This window comes from Photorhabdus aegyptia (genome assembly GCF_000612035.1).
Lineage (GTDB): Bacteria > Pseudomonadota > Gammaproteobacteria > Enterobacterales > Enterobacteriaceae > Photorhabdus > Photorhabdus akhurstii.
Window position 1 is genome coordinate 1 of record NZ_JFGV01000041.1, and the last position, 19548, is coordinate 19548.

Here is a 19548-nt window from a genome sequence, read left to right on the forward strand (position 1 = left end):
ATTGCTTACAGCCTTAAATTGAAAAAGCCATCACTGAAAATTTTCTACTCAGAGAAAGATATTTCAATGATGGCTTAAGCAGAATTCGGGTTACTATATATTTGGAGGAGGTGATTGTTAATTTAGATCTGCGTTTCATCAGCAATTCTAGCTGACTGTTGGCTTCTTAAGAAAGCTACCTGAATCACTGCTGGGATTGTGACTCTATATGCCGCACTTCCTATGTCAATTGCTGTCCAGGTCCCTGTAATTGCCCAGCCAATGGGACCTGCTAATACTGATATTGTTCGCATCAATGTCCCGTTAGCCGCGAAGCTTAGTCCTCGTCCAATAAGTGCTTTCATCACCTGATTTACGATTATGGCCGTTAGCTGATAGGATTTAAAACCCCCGGCTTTAAATATTGCTTGAAATCCAGCAGTAAGGGCCTGTGATGTTAATCCTGATGTGTTTTTTATTCCTAGCTCGCCTCCTAACTCTCTTATTTGCTCTGTGGACATTGAGCTTAATGCGTCTGTCATAATCTTCATCAAAAGATTGTTTTCTATTGTTACTGTTTCTGAATCTTTATTGTAATTAACTTTTAATTTATCGCATACATCGCACAGAATTTCCTTATATAAAACACCTTTACCACCTCTAAGAATTGTAGCAAATGTATTTCCACCAAAGCATTGTATCTCTGTTGCGATAGCCTCCCAGTACTTACTATGATTCGGATATTGAGATTTATATAGTTCGTTTGTTGTTAATTCTTCCGTCCATCTTTTTTCTCCATTCTTATTGTGAGTTAACAGATATACCAAATCTTCAAGTTGTTTATCTGAACATTCAGATAAAAACTGTAAGTCTGCATCATAACGATATGCCATCTTCCTTTTTTCCTTTAATCAGTGAATAGTAAAACCATTGAAATAAAAATTACCTCATGGATTTTATAATTTTTATTCTATTTTTGCATCAAATATCAACCTGTGGGTGACATTGCCCTAAAGAGTATATTGATGAATGGTCTCTGCATCTTATTGCGGAAGCTTTCTGCGGTTGGTTAATCAGGAGTTCGCTGAGGATTTGATCTAGAACCGTTGGTGTAGCACGTGTTAGCAGATGGGATATTGAAGATTCTGACGTCATGGGTGTGAAAGCAGTTTCAATCTGTCTGGACGTCACTCACCTTTCGGCGATATGTGTCGGTACAACGTTTGTCGAGTGATGCTAAGTTCCTTGCACAATTCGCTAACCTTGATTTTCGGCTGTCTCATGGCCGGACACAATTTAGCCGCAGTCATTTTGAATGGCCGACAGCCTTTCTTGCCGCACACCTATGCTGATGCCAGACTTGCTAGAGTGTGTTCAGCTCACGTTCAAACTCGGCCAGAGCAGCGGAGATGCCAAAAAACATTGATAGGATAAGGATCTGAAATTAAATTGATCTCTGCCTTATCTTTCCCGTAATCGACGAATAACACAGCTAAGATCCAGCTCTTGATCCTGTAGTAGAACCATTAGGTGATACATCAGATCTGCCGCTTCATTCGTTAGCTCTTCTCTGTTATTAACTACCGCGGCCAAAGCAGTTTCTACTCCTTCTTCACCCACTTTTTGAGCGATTCGTTTCGTACCGCTGGCATATAATTTTGCGGTGTATGAGTGGTCAGGGTCGGCTGTTTTGCGGCTTGCCAGTAATTTTTCAAGCTGATAGAGAAACCCCCATTCAGTTTGTGCCGGAGTAAAGCAACTGTATGTACCAAAGTGACAGGTAGAGCCGATTGGATCTGCGAGTGCCAATAGGGCATCATTGTCACAATCAGGATAGATATTGACCAAATTGAGAAAATGGCCGGAGCTTTCACCTTTGGTCCATAGACGTTGTTTACTGCGGGAAAAGAAAGTGATTTTGCCCGAACTAATAGTGATATTCAGTGCTTCTTTATTCATATAGCCCATCATTAGGACATCGCCGGATATAGCATGTTGTACAATAACCGGCATCATATAAGCGACTTTTTCCCAATCCAATTTTTCGATTTGTTGTGCGGTCAGCAAGTTCTTATCTCCACGCCTTGTTGTGAAAGGTACTGTTTTAATTCACTAATATTAATAATGTGTTTATGAAATACAGATGCTGCTAGTGCGCCATCGACATTTGCCTGTTTAAAGGCATCAAGAAAGTGTTCTGGCGCCCCTGCGCCGCCAGAGGCAATGAGAGGAACATGGCAAACGTCGCGCACCTGTTTTAGTTGAGTCAGATCATAGCCATTGCGAACACCATCCTGGTTCATCATATTGAGTACGATTTCACCTGCCCCACGGCGTTGAGCTTCTTTTACCCAGTCGAGGGTTTGCCATTGAGTAGCCTTTGTGCGTTTTTCGTCACCGGTAAACTGATAAACCTGATAGCGGCCGGTGTTTTCATCAAACCAGGTATCAATCCCTACGACGATGCATTGAACGCCATAACGATCGGCTAAACGGGTAATCAAGGTTGGATCGGCCAAGGCAGGGGAATTGATAGAGATTTTATCTGCCCCAAATGAGAGGATTTGCCCTGCGTCTTCGATGGTTTTGATCCCACCGGCAACGCAAAAAGGAATATCGATCACTTCCGCAACTTTGGCGACCCAACTTTTATCAACTACCCGTCCATCAGATGAGGCAGTGATATCATAGAAAACTAGTTCATCGGCCCCTTCCTCCGCATACCGTTGAGCGAGTGGCACAATATCGCCGATAGTTTCGTGATTGCGAAATTGAACACCTTTAACCACTTGTCCATCACGAACATCAAGACAAGGAATTATGCGTTTTGCCAGCATTGAATTGCCTCCGTCAGGGTAAATTTCTCATCAAGTAATGCGCGACCAATAATCACTCCGGCCACGCCGCTGGCAGGCAGAGAAGCGATATCATTTAACGTGCCGATGCCACCCGAAGCCTGAAACGCGATTTGTGGGTAGTATTGGCAAATTGACCGATATAATTCAACATTTGAGCCAGTTAGAGTGCCATCGCGGGAGATATCTGTACACAGTACATATTTCAACCCGTAAGGCAGATATTGCTCAATAACTTGTTCCAGAGTGACGGAGGAATTTTCCCGCCAGCCATTGATGGCAACTTGTTTCATGCCTGTATCATCGATACGGACATCCAGCGCCAGCACAATATTTTCCGCACCAAAACGTTTAAACCATTGGGTAACGAGTACCGGTTGTTTTATGGCGATAGAGCCAATCACTATCCGGTTGGCTCCTGCATCAAGCAATGTTTTCACATCTTCTTCTGTACGGATGCCGCCGCCGACTTGAACAGGTATAGAAACCGCTGCAAGTAATTTGCGCAGTAAAGGAAGCTGGCGGGCGGATGGATCTTTAGCACCGGTCAGATCGACCAGATGGAGCCGTTTTGCTCCCTGTTGTTCATATTGTTGAAAATGTGACAGGGGATCGTACTTATAGTCCCGTTGTTGAGCATAATCCCCCTGATGTAACCGTACTACTTTGCCATCAATCAAATCTAATGCCGGTATGATCATTGTGCTTACATCTCCAGAAAATTCTTTAATAGTCTGGCTCCGGCAGCACCGGAACGTTCAGGGTGAAACTGCACGCCAAAGAAGTTATCTTTGGCGATTGCACTGCTGAAAGTATTACTATATTCAGTTTGCGCAATGGTGTAGGTATTCAGCGGGATCGCGTAGCTATGGACAAAATAGAAATAGGCATTGTTTTCAATACCACGGAATAATGGGTGTCCGGCTTTTGGCAGAACTTGATTCCAGCCCATGTGTGGCAATGGAAGCCCATGAGTAGCCATTTTTTGGACGGGAGAATCAATAATTTCGAGTAGGGTGATATTATCACTTGTAACATTATCGCTTTCTTCGCTGGTGGCAGCGAATAGCTGCATGCCGAGGCAAATACCTAACACAGGTTGGCTGAGTACTTTAATTAACGGTATAAGCTCCCGTTGTGTCAATTGATCCATTGCGGCATTGGCAGTGCCGACGCCAGGCAAAAGTAATTTATCTGCTGCCAGGATCGTCGCTGCTTCCTGGCTGATTTGAGGTTGATAGCCTAATTTTCGGATGGCATAAGCTACCGATGACAAGTTGGCGCAGCCAGTATCGAGAATGACGATTTTCATCACAGAACCCCTTTGGAACTAGGCAATGCATCGCCTTCTATCCGAATCGCCTGACGTAGTGTGCGACCAAAGGCTTTAAACAGGCTTTCTGCTCTATGATGATCGTTGCTGCCTTTCGTTTTCAGATGCAGCGTACAGGCCATTGTATAAGAGAGTGAACGAAAGAAGTGCTCAATCATTTCAGTACTTAGATCACCCACCCGCTGGTGTTTGAATTCAGCTTTATATTCCAGATGAGGGCGACCAGAGATATCGAGAGCACAGCGGGCAAGGCATTCATCCATTGGCAACACAAAACCAAATCGGCAGATGCCCCGTTTATCTCCCAAAGCTAGTTTCAGTGCTTCCCCCAATGCCAGGCCGGTATCTTCAACGGTGTGGTGATCATCAATACAGAGATCGCCTTTAACCTGAACATTCATGCGGAAACCTCCGTGGGTGGCAATCTGATCCAACATATGGTCAAAAAACCCGACGCCGGTATTGATATCGCTGCCGCTTTCACGGTCGAGCCAAACGTCAATATTGATGGATGTCTCTTTAGTGACACGTTGAATGTGAGCATGGCGATCTTTATGGGTCAGTTGTTCACTGATGGAGGACCAGCCAAAGTTTTTCGGATGATAACGTAATCCCTGAATGCCCATATTTTTTGCCAGTTGCAGATCGGTTTCCCGGTCGCCAATCACGTAGCTGTTAGCGGTATCCATCGAGCCTGCTGCCAGATATTTTTCTACTAGTTTGATTTTTGGCTTACGGCAATGACAGTTCTCTTCTGGTTTGTGAGGGCAGATTAAAACTTCATCAAAATGGATGCCTTGAGAACTGAAAATCTGCATCATCAGGTTATGTGGCGGTTCAAACTGTTCTAATGGAAAACTGTCTGTGCCAAGACCATCCTGATTGGTGATCATAATTAGCCTGAACCCCGATTTTTGCAAGGCAAGCAGCGCAGGAATAACCTCGGTTTCCAGTGCCAGTTTATCCAGACGATCAACCTGAAAATCGGTTGGCGGTTCAGTGATCAGCGTACCATCCCGATCAATAAAAAGGAGTTTCTGGTTCATCAGTTTGTTGTCTCCTTTGGTTGTTCATTTATAGTGGAAAGGTTGTTGATGGCTTCAACCACCTGCTCACACTCTTTACGGCTGCCGATGGTGATCCGCAGACAACCCTCTAAACCGGGCTGTTTGCGCTGGTCGCGCAGGATAATGCCTTGATGCCATAATGTTTTGAAAACAGTTTCTGCGTCATAGAATTTCACCAATATGTAGTTGGTTTCACTGGGAAATACCTTTTCAACGATAGCCAATTTATTCAAGGCTTGTTGCAAATAATCGCGGTTCTTCCTGGTCTCAATGACGCGTTTTTGCATAATGGCGATGCCTTTTGCTGTCAGTGCTTGTGCTGCAATATCCGCAACGGGAGTAGAAAGCGGGTAAGGTGCAATCACTTTTAACAACAGAGTGATGATATCCACAGATGCGAGAGTAAATCCACAGCGCAGACCGGCTAAAGCAAAAGCTTTCGAGAGGGTTCGCAAAATGACTAAATTTGGATAGTTTTTTAGCCAGCTTGCGATACTATTTTCCGGGCAAAATTCAATATATGCTTCATCGATAGTGACAATTGCACGATTGGCGGTCAGTTCCAGAATTTTACGCAATGAATCAGGATTAATTGAGTTTCCTGTTGGATTATTAGGGCTACAGATATAGATCAATTTTACCCGGTCAAGGTTATTTTCGATCGCTTCGATATCCAGTTGCCAATTTTCCAGTGCGGTGATTTTCTTTTGCTCGACACCAAAAGTTTCAGCGCTGACACTGTACATACCATAAGTCGGAGGGCAAAACAGAACTACATCTTGTCCGGGTTCACAAAATACGCGGATTAGAAGTTCAATGGATTCATCAGCACCACGGCAGGCTAGCACTTGCTCAGGTTGTAAGCCGGCATAGGCGGCGTAACGACGGATAACCGAGGCTGGCTGGCAGTCAGGATAACGGTTTAATGTTTGCTCAGTGCATTGGAAATCAGGCGCTAGTGGGTATTCGTTGGCATTCAACCAAACATCACCCTTGCCGCCAAGGCGACGGGCAGACATATAAGGTGTTAATTTGCGGATATTTTCTCGTGCCAATAGATTGGCATCAAAAATGTTATTCATATTTACTCCTTGACCGGCAATATTCAGCGCCGCCACCCGTAAAGTGACAGCGTTTTGATGAGCGGTCAGTTGTTCTGCTCGCGCCAGTGTTTCAATGGTTTGAGATAAGTTCAGCAGCCCTTGTGGCGTCAGTTGTTGAATCGTCATCCGTTTTAGGAAATCTGCCAGACCAAGGCTGGAATAGGTTGAAGTGTAGCCATAAGTTGGTAGTACGTGATTGGTTCCTGATGCGTAATCTCCCGCAGATTCCGGCGACCAGTCACCGAGGAAAACAGAGCCGGCACTAGTGATTTTTTCAACCAGTTGTTCCGGCTGGCGGGTTTGGATAATCAGGTGCTCTGGGCCATAGCGGTTGCTGATTTCTACACATTGTTGCAGGCTTTTTGTCACAATAACCCGGCTGTGCGCTAGTGCTTTGGCGGCAATCTGGTTGCGAGGAAGCAGGGTAAGCTGTTTTTCGATTTCCTCTATCACTTTCCTGGCTAATGTTTCATCAGGTGTGACCAATATCACTTGTGAGTCAGGGCCATGTTCTGCTTGTGAAAGTAAATCGGCAGCCACAAAGACGGGGTTTGCCTCCGCATCGGCGATAATAAGCAGTTCCGATGGGCCAGCAGGCATGTCGATGGCAGCGCCATCTATGCGCTGACTAACTTGTCTTTTGGCTTCGGTAACATAAGCGTTACCTGGACCAAAAATCTTATCTACTTTGGGTACGGATTCTGTTCCAAATGCCATAGCAGCAATGGCTTGAGCGCCACCAATCTGGAATATTTCCGTAATTCCACACAGTGTGGCTGCATAGAGAATTTCATTGGCAATCGGTGGTGGAGAACAAAGTACCACTTTATGGCAGCCCGCTATTTGAGCAGGTGTTCCGAGCATCAAAACGGTAGAAAGTAGTGGGGCAGATCCACCGGGGATATAGAGTCCGACAGAATCAATAGGCCGTGTTACTTGTTGACAATAGACCCCGGGTTGGGTTTCTACTTCGATCTTTATAGGCTTCTGTGCTTCGTGGAAGACGCGGATATTATTCATTGCCCGTTGCATTGCCTGTTTAATGTCGTCATTCAGGCTGTTTTCTGCGGCAGCGATCTCTTCCGGCGCAATACGGATATTTTCAGTAACCATTTTGTCGAAACGGCGGCTGAATTCACGCAGAGTGTGATCGCCATATTCTTTTGCCGCATGCAGAATTTGTTCCACTGTACGGGAGATTTCTTCGGAAGCTGAAATAGCAGGGCGTGTCAGTAGATTGCTTTGCTGGTCGTCATGGCATTCTTGCCAGTGGATCAGGGTATCGAAACGGTTAGTCATTTTCGTTTACTCCATCATCTTTTCAATCGGCAATACTAAAATGGAGCTGGCGCCAAGGGATTTAAGTTTCTCCATCGTTTCCCAAAACAGTGTTTCACTGCTTACCATGTGCATGGCAACGCGGTTCTGATCCCCCGCCAGCGGTAGGATTGTTGGACGTTCTGCCCCAGGCAGCAATGCAATCACTTCTTCGAGTTTTGCACTTGGTGCGTGCAACATGATGTATTTGGATTCACGGGCCTGAATCACCCCTTGAATGCGGGTCAACAGTTTCTCAATCAGTTGCTGTTTATCGGCAGGCATTTCACCATCACGTTGAATAAGACAGGCTTTGGAACGGTAGATGATTTCTACTTCCCGCAGGCCATTCGCTTCCAGTGTTGCGCCAGTTGAAACCAGATCGCAGATAGCGTCTGCTAACCCGGCGCGCGGGGCAACTTCAACTGAGCCATTTAGCAGACAGGATTTAAAGTGGATTTTTTTCTGATCGAGATAACGTTTTAACAGGTGAGGGTAAGAGGTTGCGATACGGGCATTTTGTAAACATTCGACGCCAGTATAGTTGTAGTCTAGAGGCGCGGCCAGTGAAAGGCGACAGGCACCGAAATCAAGACGGCGCAAGGTGAAATAACGAGGATCTTCTCCTTGAGCGCGGCGGTTTAATAGCTCTTCCTCCAGCACATTTTCACCGATAATACCCAGATCAACGACACCATCCATAACCAGCCCTGGAATATCGTCATCACGTACTCGCAAGATATCAATTGGCATATTTTCCGCGAATGCAATTAGGCGCTGTTGTTGCAGATTAATTTTAATACCACAGCGAGCCAGTAATTCTCGTGAATCTTCGCTTAATCGGCCTGATTTCTGCATTGCGATACGTAAACGTGATTTATCTAACATTTTTATTCCCACTTAAAATCAAAAACATAAAAAAACCCCCGGAAGGATTCTTCCGAGGGTTTTATCGCATTCATGCCACCGGAAGATCCGCTAAACGTCTTCCAGCACACAACCGCCTGAAAGACTAATCAGGATGATGATGGTGGTAATGGCTAAATTGAATGCGGATCATAACGGTTTCTCTTTATTTATTATTGCTATTGGTGACTGTTTACCGCCGGTTGTTTTTATTCATTGACCAGCAGAGGTTAAATTTTTTGCTCGCTATTCAACCTATACGATTTGACGGTCTAAAATCAATCTATTTTTTTAACAATCAATTTATATTGTAATAATGTTTTGTTTTTACTCGAAATATTGTTTTCTGTGGGAGAGATACAGGACCAATAATAACAGTGGCTTAATGTTCAAATTGTTTGCATAATCAAAATAATATCAGGCATATGAAGGAGTGGTGATGAAAAAAGTTTCCATTATCGGTCTGGGGTGGTTGGGGATGCCATTAGCTAAGGCATTGAGTCGTAGTGGCATGCAGGTTGTTGGCAGTAAAACGACGCCAGATGGTGTAGAGGCAGCACGTATGTCTGGTATCGAATGTTATTTGTTACAACTGGAGCCTCAGATCAATTGTGCGCTTGATGATTTGGAGCAACTGATGGTAGCCGATGTGATGATCATCACTTTACCGGCAAGCCACACGGCGGGGGGCAGTTATAACTATGTTAAGGCAGTTCAGTTAATTGTTGATACTGCTCTTTCATACTCCGTGCCAAGGATTATTTTCACCAGTTCTACTTCTGTTTATGGCTTTGTTGCGGGTAATCTCAATGAAGATGCGCCTTTTTGCCCTGAAACGTCTTCCGCTCAGGCATTGGTTGAATTAGAGAATTGGTTGCACAAACTGCCAAATATTTCCGTTGATATTTTACGTTTAGCCGGTTTGGTAGGCAGTGATCGTCATGCCGGGCGTTTTCTGGCGGGAAAAAAGGACGTTAAAGGGGGGAATCAGCCGGTCAATTTAGTTCATCAGGATGATGTGATTTCAGCCATTAATTTATTAATTCAGAGGACTAATGGTGGGCATATTTATAATTTATGTGCGCCTGTTCACCCAACCAAAGCTGAATTTTATCCTAAGGCCAGTAATCAGCTTGATTTAGTTCCACCTGAGTTTTCCAGAGAAGAAACTCAGGTGCGCAGCAGAATTGTTGATGGCAGCCGTATTTGCCAGGAGTTAGGATTTAAGTATCAATATCCCGATCCTAGATGGATGCCAATGAGCTGATTTTTCTCAACTTAACTCGATCATGACAATTTCTTTGAACGCTGGTCTTTCTGCCATTAATTGATACCAGCGTTCAATATTTGGCAGAGATGGACGTTTGATTGGGATGTTAAGCCAAGGATAAATCATGGGTCCTAATGCAATATCAGCTATGCCAAATTTATCGCCAGAAAGATATTTCTGTGCTGCCAGGGTGTTATCGAGCACTTTCATCAGTTTTTCGATTTCAGTCAGAGTTTGTTCTATTTGTTTTTGATCCCGCTCTGCTTCCGGTGTACGAATAAAACCTATCACGAGTTGTTTGATATGAGGAAACAGATGTGAACCAACCCAATCCATCCATTTATCGGCATTTGCCCTTTCCTGTAGATCTTGCGGATAAAGCACATCTTTACCAAATTTCGCTGCAAGATAACGAACGATTGCGTTAGATTCCCACAAAATAAAATCGCCTTCTTGTAAACAAGGGATTTGCCCATTTGGGTTCATTTTTAGATATTGTGGGTCGTCCAATTTGCCAAATTTACCGCCAATATTGATCTGGTTGTACGGTACATTGAGCTCTTTCAGACACCAGAGCACTTTTTTTACATTGGAAGAGTTTTTACGGCCCCAAATGGTTAGCATGGGCTTCTCCTTGAATTGGGATAATTAAGAAAGTCGGTTATTTGCTACCAATATGCTTTATTGGATTACATGAAAACCAATGATCAGCACAATCTTTACACTGTTTATGTTGGTTTCTTATCGTACAACATTTTATATTAATAAGAATTTGACATTTTTTCTTATTAAATAAAGGGGAGCGATGATGAGGAAAAGTCTGGCGATGAAATGTGCTACTGCGGTGCTGACAGTGGCATCAATGGTAAGTGCCTGTGTTTATGCATCGGATGAACCTGTCGTTCCACCAGTGGACGCTAGAGCTTATGTGTTAATGGATTATGACAGCGGTAAAATCTTGGCAGCGGGAAATCCCGATGAGCGGCTCGATCCAGCCAGTCTGACAAAAATTATGACCAGTTATGTTGTTGGTCAGGCGATAAAAGCGGGAAAAATCACGCCGGAAGATATCGTTACTGTGGGAAAGGATGCTTGGGCGACGGGTAATCCCATATTGAAAGGTTCTTCTCTCATGTTTCTTAAACCCGGTGACAGGGTAAAAGTGATCGATTTGAATCGTGGCGTTGTCATTCAGTCTGGCAATGATGCCAGCATTGCTTTAGCTGATTATGTGGCGGGTAGTCAGGATGTATTTGTTAGTCTGATGAATAATTATGCAAAAGCACTTGGGTTGACTAACACCCATTTTCGCACGGTTCATGGATTGGATGCTGAGGGTCAATTCAGTACTGCGCGTGATATGGCGATATTGAGTCAGTCCATGATCCGTGATGTGCCTGATGAGTATGCCCTGCATAAAGAGAAAACATTTACCTTTAATAAAATCCAACAGCCTAACCGTAACCGATTGTTGTCGAATAAGAATATAAATGTTGATGGTGTGAAAACCGGATATACCAGCGGCGCTGGTTATAACCTGGTTGCTTCAGCGACAGAGGGACCTATGCGGCTGATTTCTGTTGTACTAGGTGCGCCAAGTGATCGGGTTCGTTTCGCCGAAAGTGAAAAATTACTTGCATGGGGACTCCGTTTTTATGAAACAGTGACGCCCATTAAAGCTAGCGAACCGTTTGTTTCAGAAAAGGTTTGGTATGGCGATCGTTCAGATGTTGCTCTTGGCGTGGAAAAAGATGCGGCGCTCACCATTCCTCGTAGGCAGCTAAAAAATCTGAAAGCCAGTTACACGTTAAATCAGACGCCATTGACAGCGCCTTTGGCGAAAAATCAGGTTGTCGGTGTGATTAATTTCCAATTAGGGGATAAGGTGATTGAACAACGTCCTTTGGTAGTTAAAGAGGCGGTGGAGGAAGGTGGCTTTTTTAGTCGCATTTGGGATTTGATTGTGATGAAAGTGAGTGGTTGGTTTAAGGCGATTTTTGGTTGATTTGATGTCAATGTGTGGTTTATGCGGCAGGTTGGGTGGAGTTATATTCTGCCTTGCTTAGGGCGCGGCATTTTGCCGCGCACGTTTTACACTTATTTTTTTTCATCCAGAGAGCAACGTTTGTTGTTTTTTACAGCAGATCCGTTGTACCGGCCTTTGAATAATAAGACACCATCAGGTTTATCTTGCCAGTAAGCCCATAATTCAACCTCAGTTTTAACATGATGACCAATATTTTCGTAGCGAATATGCGTAGGTGATAAACCTCGATAATTGCGGGTTGATGTTCCTTCATATCGGAGTTCATAGCTATTAGCGAATCCTGTTAAATCACCACTTCTGAATAGAATACAGGTTGCTACGTCATGAAACTCTACCCATCCATTAAGCGGTTTATTTTCACCTTCAGTTTCTATTTCAAAGACAATGACATTTTTGCCAGTTTCAGTTTTACCAAATACCATCAGTTTTCCATCTTCAATGGGGTGTAATAAGGATATTGAATTCTTTTCTGGATCTATAATCAAACCACCATATTCAACCCCATTGACATTGGCTGTGTAGTTGGGAAAACGACTAACATTGCCTCCGCCGAAAATAACAAGAGGTTCCTGAGGATTTGAAACATCAAGTTCACCAGCAAAAGGTCGGACAGCATCACCGTCAGAAAAAATCTTTTCACTTTCTCCAGTGCCAATAGCACCATATATCTCTATTTTACTGTTCCAGGCAACTTCATCTTTTGCTATGGGAACGATAATGAGATTCTCAGAAACTAAGATCGGTGGAGATTGGTAAGTAATCCCCTCAAATATAACATCATAAACATCAAAAAATTCAACACTGCCCTCAACAAATTTGACGGCTCTATGCCATGCTCCATCGTAGAAATGATCTGTTGCGTAACCGGAGGATGGCTGTTTAATACGTTGGCTTTCTTCTGACATTTTATCACCTATTATGAAGAGAAATGAGTGAGAGAAAAATAGATATTCAAGCATTAAAAATAGTAGTAAGCGTTATTGATATTTGTCAAGAAAATGGATTTTAATTATTTTATAGGTAATATTAGATAAGAAATTAATTTGTAAAAAATTAAAATATTAATGTCCATAAGTAGATTTAATACAATTGTTTTAATATGTTGTTATTGGGTGTGTTAAATGTATGATCAATAAATTTATTAGGATTAATTTCAGGTCTATTATTATCTTTTTATTACTCTTCTAGGTTTTTATTTTCTATTTGAAATGATTTTTAGATTCATTGCATATAGATTAATGACACCGAAATAGCATTATTGAAATAAGATATTATTTATTAATTATCGTGAATTTAAAACGGTGTTGCGAGAACAGGCAGAACCTTGTGATTAAGGACCTGCCTGGAGAAGGGAATCTCTGGTAGAAAATACTGTTAGCTTTTACTCAACATCAGCTTTGTTCTACCAGAGAAATACTACACTCAATTTCTATTGTAGCAATAAGGAATTAGGCGCAGCTATTTAGCAATTTATGACTTTATATTAAGAAGCCAACAATGTTGCGTTGTAGATATAATTGTAACCACCAGGAGAAACCGCTGATGAAGAAGTTATATTTACACGTTTGTTATTACTGCAAGCGTTCAGAAGAAGATGATACAGTGCAGCACCTCTGTAGTCCTGCGCATTCCACCATAACAGATAGTTAAATTTGCCGTTAGGGAATTGCATAGTTACAGTCACTTGCAATTGGTTTTGATCAGGTGCAGCTTGAACTGAAGTTACTGTACCAACAGCGAAATAGTAATTAGGAGTTGGAGAAGTGTTTTCAGGTTTATTTTCTGTTGCCGCTTCATTAGAAGCAGGATTTGCATAGTTCATCGTGTTAACCTTTTAATTTAATGTAATTGAACAATAGAATTTTTTACCAAAATGTGCAGAACAGTAATTTGTCCGCCGAAGAAATATAAGATAATTGGTAATTGTAATCCATATTAAAAGTTTATCTGTGTTATATAATTATTGATGCTGTTAAAATGTTGCCAATAATATATTTCCTCTAAATGGTTATAATAATCAAAGGTATCACTCTAATCAAAAAATAATATTGATATTTATTTCGTGTCGTTGAAATTAAAAAATTAACAATCTGCTCTAGTAGGGATTATTTATACAGGATGTTCTTATTAATAGAGTATGGGTAAGAAATAAGCTGTAGGCATTGAAATGAACAGCCAGTATGTAGTGAATGGTTTAAATTTCTGTTTTCTAGTTAATATTCAGATAAAACATTATGAAATTATTATTACCCTATAATATTTCGCATAGATATATATAACTGCAACGTTTGAAATTAATTAATTTGAATCTATTTTAATGTTAATAATGCCTGAGTGTATGATATTTTATTAATAATTATATATTGCGAATGTTATTGATGTAATTACATATGTTGTTAATTATTCACAGTGTACAATAATGGGATATTGTTATACCTTGTCTTTTTAAGATTGAATGGGGGCTGTGTTCTATCCTAAAGGTGGTTTTTATAAGAAATGTTTTCGAACGAAATTAAATTTTGATAATAATATATTGATATTGTCTGTATGAAATAGATAACTGGTTAATTAATTATAATTTTTTGGAGTTTTATTTTATATTATTTTTATGAATTTATATTTTTATATTAAATACAACCAGGCAGAGCGTTAATATTACGCTCTGCCTCAAATAGGGTAGAATGTGCTGTTATAAGAATCAGCTTCATTATACCAGAGAAATGCTGTGCCAAACTCCTATCACAAAAGTACTGTATTTCGCGATTAATGAAATCGCTTCAATCAGATAGAGTTTCTATTAGGAATCTATTATTTGGCTCAAGCATTTCACAGGCGATTATTTTACATAGAGATTTCTACGCAATTAATATAATCGCAACCGAGAGGACCAACTTTTCCTACGGTTCCTATTTTCACATCTTTCTTCGCGCAAAGTGCTTCCATCAGGACTTTATAAATCGCCATGCCTCTATTATCTAGCAGATTCCATTTTAAAAGCATTTCTTCAGATGTGCCATCAAGCATTAATACAGTCACCATGACTTGCATAACTTTGTCTGGCATAACTTTCATTGCAATGACTTTACAGCTACGTAACATTACGTCGTCTACCATATCTTTGTCTTTGATTAAAGAAGGATGCATGTCGTTAATCATAATATAAACTCCAAAATATAAATTAATTAATAAATGACCTATATTGTCTCTGAATAATTAACGGAAAACCGTTTGTTTGAGAAATATAAGGTGGTTGGTACTTCTACTATAAAAGCAATCTACATAAGAAATTTTTTTCGCACTAAAAATATAGGACAGTTAACATTTTTAATTGGCATATAACATTTTCTCTAACACATATAACTATAGGTGCCATTTATAGGTTGTCAAATAAATTTGAAAAAATAATGTAATTAATTGATAAGTAGAGTTATATTGCTAAAAATAGAAAATAAATTGTCAACATGATAAATATAAAACAACCGGAAGTTTTTATATTTCATATAATTAGATCAAATTAAAATGTTATTTGTAATTTATTTGTTTTGAATGATTAGCTTGATAATTAAAAATTTAAATTATATTTTTAATTGTTGTAAATAAATATGGTTAATTTATTTATTTGAAATTTATATAAATATTAATGTAAATGAGATATTGTATGTGTTTTTTATAAAAAAAACTTTTCTTTATGAAGTATTGGTCTATTATTTAAAAAACTCAATAGTAAATAAAATAGCCATGCAAATAACTATTTCAATATTAAGGCTAAATTGTATTAGAGCAATTTTCTATTTATCAATAGAAGAATGTTATTAGAAATAAAATAATTAGAATTCATTATTCTATTGAATATAGACGTAGATTGCTTATTCTTGGCAGGGAGTTAATATGTGCATTTAGTGCCTTAGCAGTAACATATTTGAGATAATGCCTGGGAGGTAGTTATCAATTGGCATGATAATATAGCGTTAAGTCGTTGTTGGAAAAATAATTATCGTTTTCTAATGGGCGTATAGGCTCACTGTTCTATGATGAAGGTGGTTATATGTCATATCTTGATCCGTTAGCGCTTTCTATCCGTTTCGGAAATCGCAATAACTTAAGTACTGACAAGCGATGGACGGATAAGCCTAATCCTCTCCGTATGCTTAATCAGGAGCAATTTACTTACATTTATGAAGATAGTTTGCATTTTCTTTATGGTCGATATAGATTCAACCCAAGTAATGGACGCGATAATATTTTGACCGATATACAGGTGTCGAAAATCAAGACTGGGAAATATATTGATCAATATGGTCATGATGAACAGTATGAAGTTCTTGGTCTCCTTGGCGGTATGGGAACATTTCCTTTACATTCAATATTCGGTACGTTCAGAACAGAAGAAGTCGATCTGATTAGTTACTATTTTTATATTGCATATGTATTGACGGGTAATTATTCCGTTCATAACCGTTATTTTTACCAAGGTTATCCAATGGGGCCTAATAACGATGAGGGGTTAGATTATCATCTTATGTGGAATGCCGTTGATATCATTCCGCCGCCGTATAAACCGGGTTTACCACGATATTTCCCGCTGATTAACGGTTATATTCTCTTTCCTTCAACAACCGAGGCTGTAGTTATCTCTAATATTCCTACTGATGCCAGATTTATCCGTCTTGAAGAGACAGGCAATAGGTTTCCTTTTACCGGGGAGATTGCGACCAAGACGCCTTATATCCTGCCAGATAAGTTGCGTCAACAATGGGACGAAGAAGAGGAGCAGGGGGTGCCAATAGATGAACGCGGATATTTTAACGAGGACGATTTATGGCAATATGATGAACAGCAAGGGGATTGGGTGAAGTGGAGGGAAGCTTAAATTTTTCCGTCGGTTAGCTCATATCATTATTTGGTTGCTGTTCGTTTAAAGAGAACAGCAACCAAGTCGTGTTTATCTATGCAAACAGTGAATAGAGGACCGCAGAGATAGCCACCAATCCCATAAAGATGACAAATAGGTTACTTAGTTTGCCGCCATATTTGCGCATTGCAGGAACTTTGCGGATTGCATACATTGGCATAATGAACAGCAGCATTGCGATAACAGGGCCACCCAGTCTTTCTATCATTTCTAAAATACTTGGGTTCAGAGTCGCAACAATCCAAGTCGTGACTAACATGAAAATGGACGTGATACGATTCAGCTTTTTAGGCTCAATAGTTTTGCCTTGGTCACGCAACGTCTTAATAACCATACCATTAAAGCCTTCACGCGCTCCCAGATAATGACCAAGGAAAGATTTGGTAATGGCTATGAATGCAATAAACGGAGCAATGTAGGCAATCACTGGCGTATTAAAGTGGTTAGCCAGATAAGAGAGGATAGAAATATTTTGTGCTTTGGCTTCTGCCAGATTTTCTGGAGACAGGCTCAATACGCAGCTAAATACGAAGAACATCACAGTGGCAACCATCATGATATGGGCGTATGCCAAGATGCGGGAGCATTTTTTCTCAGCATTCTCACCATACTCTTCACGTTTTGCCACGGCAAACGCCGAGATAATTGGCGAGTGGTTGAAGGAGAATACCATTACCGGGATTGCCAACCATAGCGTAATAAGCAGCCCATGACTTGCACCTGATGCAGAGATGGTGATGTTTTCAAAGATTGCGGTGTTCCAGTTAGGGATCAGATAGAACGCCAGCAGCATCAAAACAGCAACAAATGGGAATACCAGCACACTCATCGCCTTAACAATAGCCTGTTCACCGAAACGAACGATGGTCATTATGCCAATAATTAGGATCAGAGCCAGCAGGGCGCGAGGAGGTGATGGCAGATGTAATTGGTGAACAATAAAGCTGTCTACGGTGTTGGTAATAGCAACGCTGTAAACCAACAGAATCGGGTAGATAGCGAAGAAGTAGAGCAGGGTGATAAGTTTACCTGCCAGGTTGCCAAAGTGCTCTTCTACGACTTCGGTAATATCTTCACCTGGGTTTTTACCCGATAGAACGAAACGACACATCCCGCGATGGGCGAAAAAAGTCATAGGGAAAGCCAGTAGTGCCATCACCAGAAGAGGCAGCAGGCCGCCAATACCAGCGTTGATAGGTAAGAATAATACACCGGCGCCAATCGCGGTGCCGTATAAGCCAAGCATCCATACTGTATCTGATTTACGCCAGGTTTTATAATCGCTTGGGCTGGTCGCCTGCGATGCGATTGTACCTGTTTGAGTCATATCCATAGTTATCTCCGAGAATAACGCGGTAAATTAAAAAACGAAATTACAATGCCGCAAGTATGCAATAAATGCAAATACATGTGGCCTAACTCTTTCTTTATAAAAAATAAATTCTTTAAATATCTTTGGTGTTTATTTAAACGTTTTTATTACCACATTAACATCTTGGTCGAAAATTGGACTTTAAATTAATAATCCAAAATTTTCGCTTTACTTTCTTTTTTGAAAGAAAGTCTGGAAATTTTAAGACCAGACTTTTGATAGCGGCAAGATAGCGATTTTTAGTGAATAGTACCGTGATCATAGTCTCAAATGCGGAATATATCTCGAAAAGTCATCATGTTGCGAGATTTAGTGTAATTGTTGCCTAAATATTGCGAATTTTAACGAGGTCAAATTATAACCTCAATTTTCCCATTACTCAACTCTCATTATTATCTTATGTTTTTGTTATTTCTTGTCTATTCGTTTACATATTAATAAATGGAAATAACAAATAGAAGAAATGGTTAATAAATTGATAAATATCAATTTATTACCGAATTTTAAAAATAGCTATCTCTGATGTCATGTTTGTATTTTTGTGAAAGATATATATAAAACCAGGATAATGGATTAATGGCATCAATAATATGCATGAAAGATGTACTCTCTATCCTTTGATCAAGTTTTAATAATCTCCTTCGTTGTATATCTATTTACATAGTGATTTATACAGATTTATTGATTTATATGAAAATCGTTGAGCTGAATTTAAGCGCAAATAGATGTTAAAATAGGGTTTGTTTATCTCAAGTTATTAAGTTGCATTTATGTTACTAGCTTTTTATCCAGCCTTTACGGATAGGAAAAGCGCAGCAACGTTGGTACAGGCTGTTCAATCTTTTTTGTAAACTTTCACCAGACAGGCTCCAGATTATTTGCGCAAAAGTGCATCCCATTAGGCTGACGATAAATGCTCCGACCATATCCATCGGCCAATGAATGCCTAAATAGACTCTGGCCCATGCGATAGCCAGTGCAATTGCCATCATACATAAGCCTGGCCAAATTCTATACCAGAATAGAAAGGATAAAGCGAAAGTGAAGACAGCTGTTCCGTGGTGACTTGGGAATGAGGTTGTTGGTGCGTGAGGCAGAAAGTTATAACCAAAACCTTCTGCAAAAGGGCGGTCGTGAGGGCAGAGTAAACCGATACAGTATGAGGTTAGCATGGCAAAACAGAAGGCAATGGTGGTTTTACTGACGATAACCCGATGATAAGGGAGAGTACGCTCTGAACCCCAGCACCAGAAACTAACCAATGTTAGAGGGAAAATAAGAACCAGATATTTTGCAATGAACACCGCTATTGCAATCATGGCTGGTGATGATTCAGGTGTAGCATTGAAAAAAGTAAACAGATCATGATTTATTTGTTCTAACAAAT

General features: G+C 40.6%; 19 protein-coding genes, 1 pseudogene and 1 other annotated feature. Of the genes and pseudogenes, 3 read left to right on the forward strand and 17 right to left on the reverse strand.

From position 1 onward, the window contains the following. Positions 1-122: 122 nt before the first annotated feature. The 11 genes and pseudogenes from BA1DRAFT_RS13425 to hisL all read right to left on the reverse strand — a co-directional run bounded on the left by BA1DRAFT_RS13425 (position 123) and on the right by hisL (position 8714). Positions 123-872, reverse strand: coding sequence for a YaaW family protein (locus tag BA1DRAFT_RS13425; RefSeq protein ID WP_036780003.1), 750 nt, complete (start codon positions 870-872; stop codon positions 123-125). 294 nt (positions 873-1166) lie between these two features. After that, entirely contained in the window at positions 1167-1289 is a 123-nt protein-coding gene (locus BA1DRAFT_RS24820; protein WP_072164804.1) for a helix-turn-helix domain-containing protein, read from the reverse strand. Between the two features lie 151 nt (positions 1290-1440). Next, positions 1441-2046, reverse strand: a complete 606-nt coding sequence (hisIE, locus tag BA1DRAFT_RS13430) for a bifunctional phosphoribosyl-AMP cyclohydrolase/phosphoribosyl-ATP diphosphatase HisIE (protein ID WP_036780006.1) — start codon at positions 2044-2046, stop codon at positions 1441-1443. Then, positions 2040-2816, reverse strand: a complete 777-nt coding sequence (gene hisF, locus BA1DRAFT_RS13435) for an imidazole glycerol phosphate synthase subunit HisF (protein WP_036780008.1) — start codon at positions 2814-2816, stop codon at positions 2040-2042. Before hisF ends, hisIE begins: the two co-directional genes overlap by 7 nt. After that, on the reverse strand, positions 2798-3535 hold the full coding sequence (gene hisA / locus BA1DRAFT_RS13440) for a 1-(5-phosphoribosyl)-5-[(5-phosphoribosylamino)methylideneamino]imidazole-4-carboxamide isomerase (RefSeq protein ID WP_036780010.1): 738 nt from the start codon (positions 3533-3535) through the stop codon (positions 2798-2800). The genes hisF and hisA overlap by 19 nt, the downstream gene beginning before the upstream one ends. A 5-nt stretch (positions 3536-3540) precedes the next feature. Then, positions 3541-4146: an imidazole glycerol phosphate synthase subunit HisH gene (gene hisH / locus BA1DRAFT_RS13445; RefSeq protein WP_036780013.1), complete on the reverse strand. Its 606-nt coding sequence runs from the start codon at positions 4144-4146 to the stop codon at positions 3541-3543. Next, entirely contained in the window at positions 4146-5213 is a 1068-nt protein-coding gene (gene hisB / locus BA1DRAFT_RS13450) for a bifunctional histidinol-phosphatase/imidazoleglycerol-phosphate dehydratase HisB (protein WP_036780016.1), read from the reverse strand. Before hisB ends, hisH begins: the two co-directional genes overlap by 1 nt. Beyond that, entirely contained in the window at positions 5213-6316 is a 1104-nt protein-coding gene (gene hisC / locus BA1DRAFT_RS23180; protein ID WP_036780090.1) for a histidinol-phosphate transaminase, read from the reverse strand. Before hisC ends, hisB begins: the two co-directional genes overlap by 1 nt. After that, positions 6317-7636, reverse strand: a pseudogene (gene hisD / locus BA1DRAFT_RS23185) (histidinol dehydrogenase); the annotation flags it as partial. 6 nt (positions 7637-7642) lie between these two features. Continuing rightward, the gene (gene hisG / locus BA1DRAFT_RS13465; protein ID WP_036780019.1) at positions 7643-8542 is read right to left on the reverse strand and encodes an ATP phosphoribosyltransferase; all 900 of its coding nucleotides are present in this window, start codon (positions 8540-8542) and stop codon (positions 7643-7645) included. Positions 8543-8568: 26 nt separating this feature from the next. Next, positions 8569-8691 (reverse strand) — a sequence feature (His leader region). Next, positions 8667-8714, reverse strand: coding sequence for a his operon leader peptide (gene hisL, locus BA1DRAFT_RS24665; RefSeq protein WP_109791964.1), 48 nt, complete (start codon positions 8712-8714; stop codon positions 8667-8669). It overlaps the preceding feature by 25 nt. 285 nt (positions 8715-8999) lie before the next feature. On the opposite strand from hisL, the gene BA1DRAFT_RS13470 reads away from it, so the two are divergent. Beyond that, positions 9000-9827, forward strand: coding sequence for an SDR family oxidoreductase (locus tag BA1DRAFT_RS13470; protein WP_036780021.1), 828 nt, complete (start codon positions 9000-9002; stop codon positions 9825-9827). Between the two features lie 6 nt (positions 9828-9833). Here the strand turns inward: BA1DRAFT_RS13470 and BA1DRAFT_RS13475 are convergent, their stop codons facing one another. Next, on the reverse strand, positions 9834-10454 hold the full coding sequence (locus BA1DRAFT_RS13475; RefSeq protein ID WP_036780023.1) for a glutathione S-transferase family protein: 621 nt from the start codon (positions 10452-10454) through the stop codon (positions 9834-9836). A gap of 181 nt (positions 10455-10635) precedes the next feature. On the opposite strand from BA1DRAFT_RS13475, the gene BA1DRAFT_RS13480 reads away from it, so the two are divergent. Then, the gene (locus tag BA1DRAFT_RS13480) at positions 10636-11835 is read left to right on the forward strand and encodes a serine hydrolase (RefSeq protein ID WP_036780025.1); all 1200 of its coding nucleotides are present in this window, start codon (positions 10636-10638) and stop codon (positions 11833-11835) included. Positions 11836-11927: 92 nt separating this feature from the next. Here BA1DRAFT_RS13480 and BA1DRAFT_RS13485 read toward each other — a convergent pair whose 3' ends face one another. The 3 genes from BA1DRAFT_RS13485 to BA1DRAFT_RS13495 form a co-directional block, all read right to left on the reverse strand. Beyond that, complete coding sequence (locus BA1DRAFT_RS13485) at positions 11928-12782, reverse strand: hypothetical protein (protein ID WP_036780028.1); 855 nt, start codon at positions 12780-12782, stop codon at positions 11928-11930. A 578-nt stretch (positions 12783-13360) separates the two neighbouring features. Beyond that, a complete protein-coding gene (locus BA1DRAFT_RS13490; RefSeq protein ID WP_036780031.1) occupies positions 13361-13699 on the reverse strand; it encodes a hypothetical protein in 339 nt (112 codons plus the stop codon). A 1019-nt stretch (positions 13700-14718) separates the two neighbouring features. Further along, positions 14719-15033, reverse strand: a complete 315-nt coding sequence (locus BA1DRAFT_RS13495) for a hypothetical protein (protein ID WP_036780034.1) — start codon at positions 15031-15033, stop codon at positions 14719-14721. Between the two features lie 889 nt (positions 15034-15922). Here BA1DRAFT_RS13495 and BA1DRAFT_RS13500 point away from each other — a divergent pair. Then, entirely contained in the window at positions 15923-16747 is an 825-nt protein-coding gene (locus BA1DRAFT_RS13500; protein ID WP_036780037.1) for a hypothetical protein, read from the forward strand. A gap of 76 nt (positions 16748-16823) precedes the next feature. On the opposite strand, the gene BA1DRAFT_RS13505 is transcribed toward BA1DRAFT_RS13500, so the two are convergent. Then, on the reverse strand, positions 16824-18122 hold the full coding sequence (locus BA1DRAFT_RS13505) for an HAAAP family serine/threonine permease (RefSeq protein ID WP_036780040.1): 1299 nt from the start codon (positions 18120-18122) through the stop codon (positions 16824-16826). An 815-nt stretch (positions 18123-18937) separates the two neighbouring features. Further along, positions 18938-19546, reverse strand: coding sequence for an undecaprenyl-diphosphate phosphatase (ybjG, locus tag BA1DRAFT_RS13510; RefSeq protein WP_036780095.1), 609 nt, complete (start codon positions 19544-19546; stop codon positions 18938-18940). Between the last annotated feature and the right edge of the window lie 2 nt (positions 19547-19548).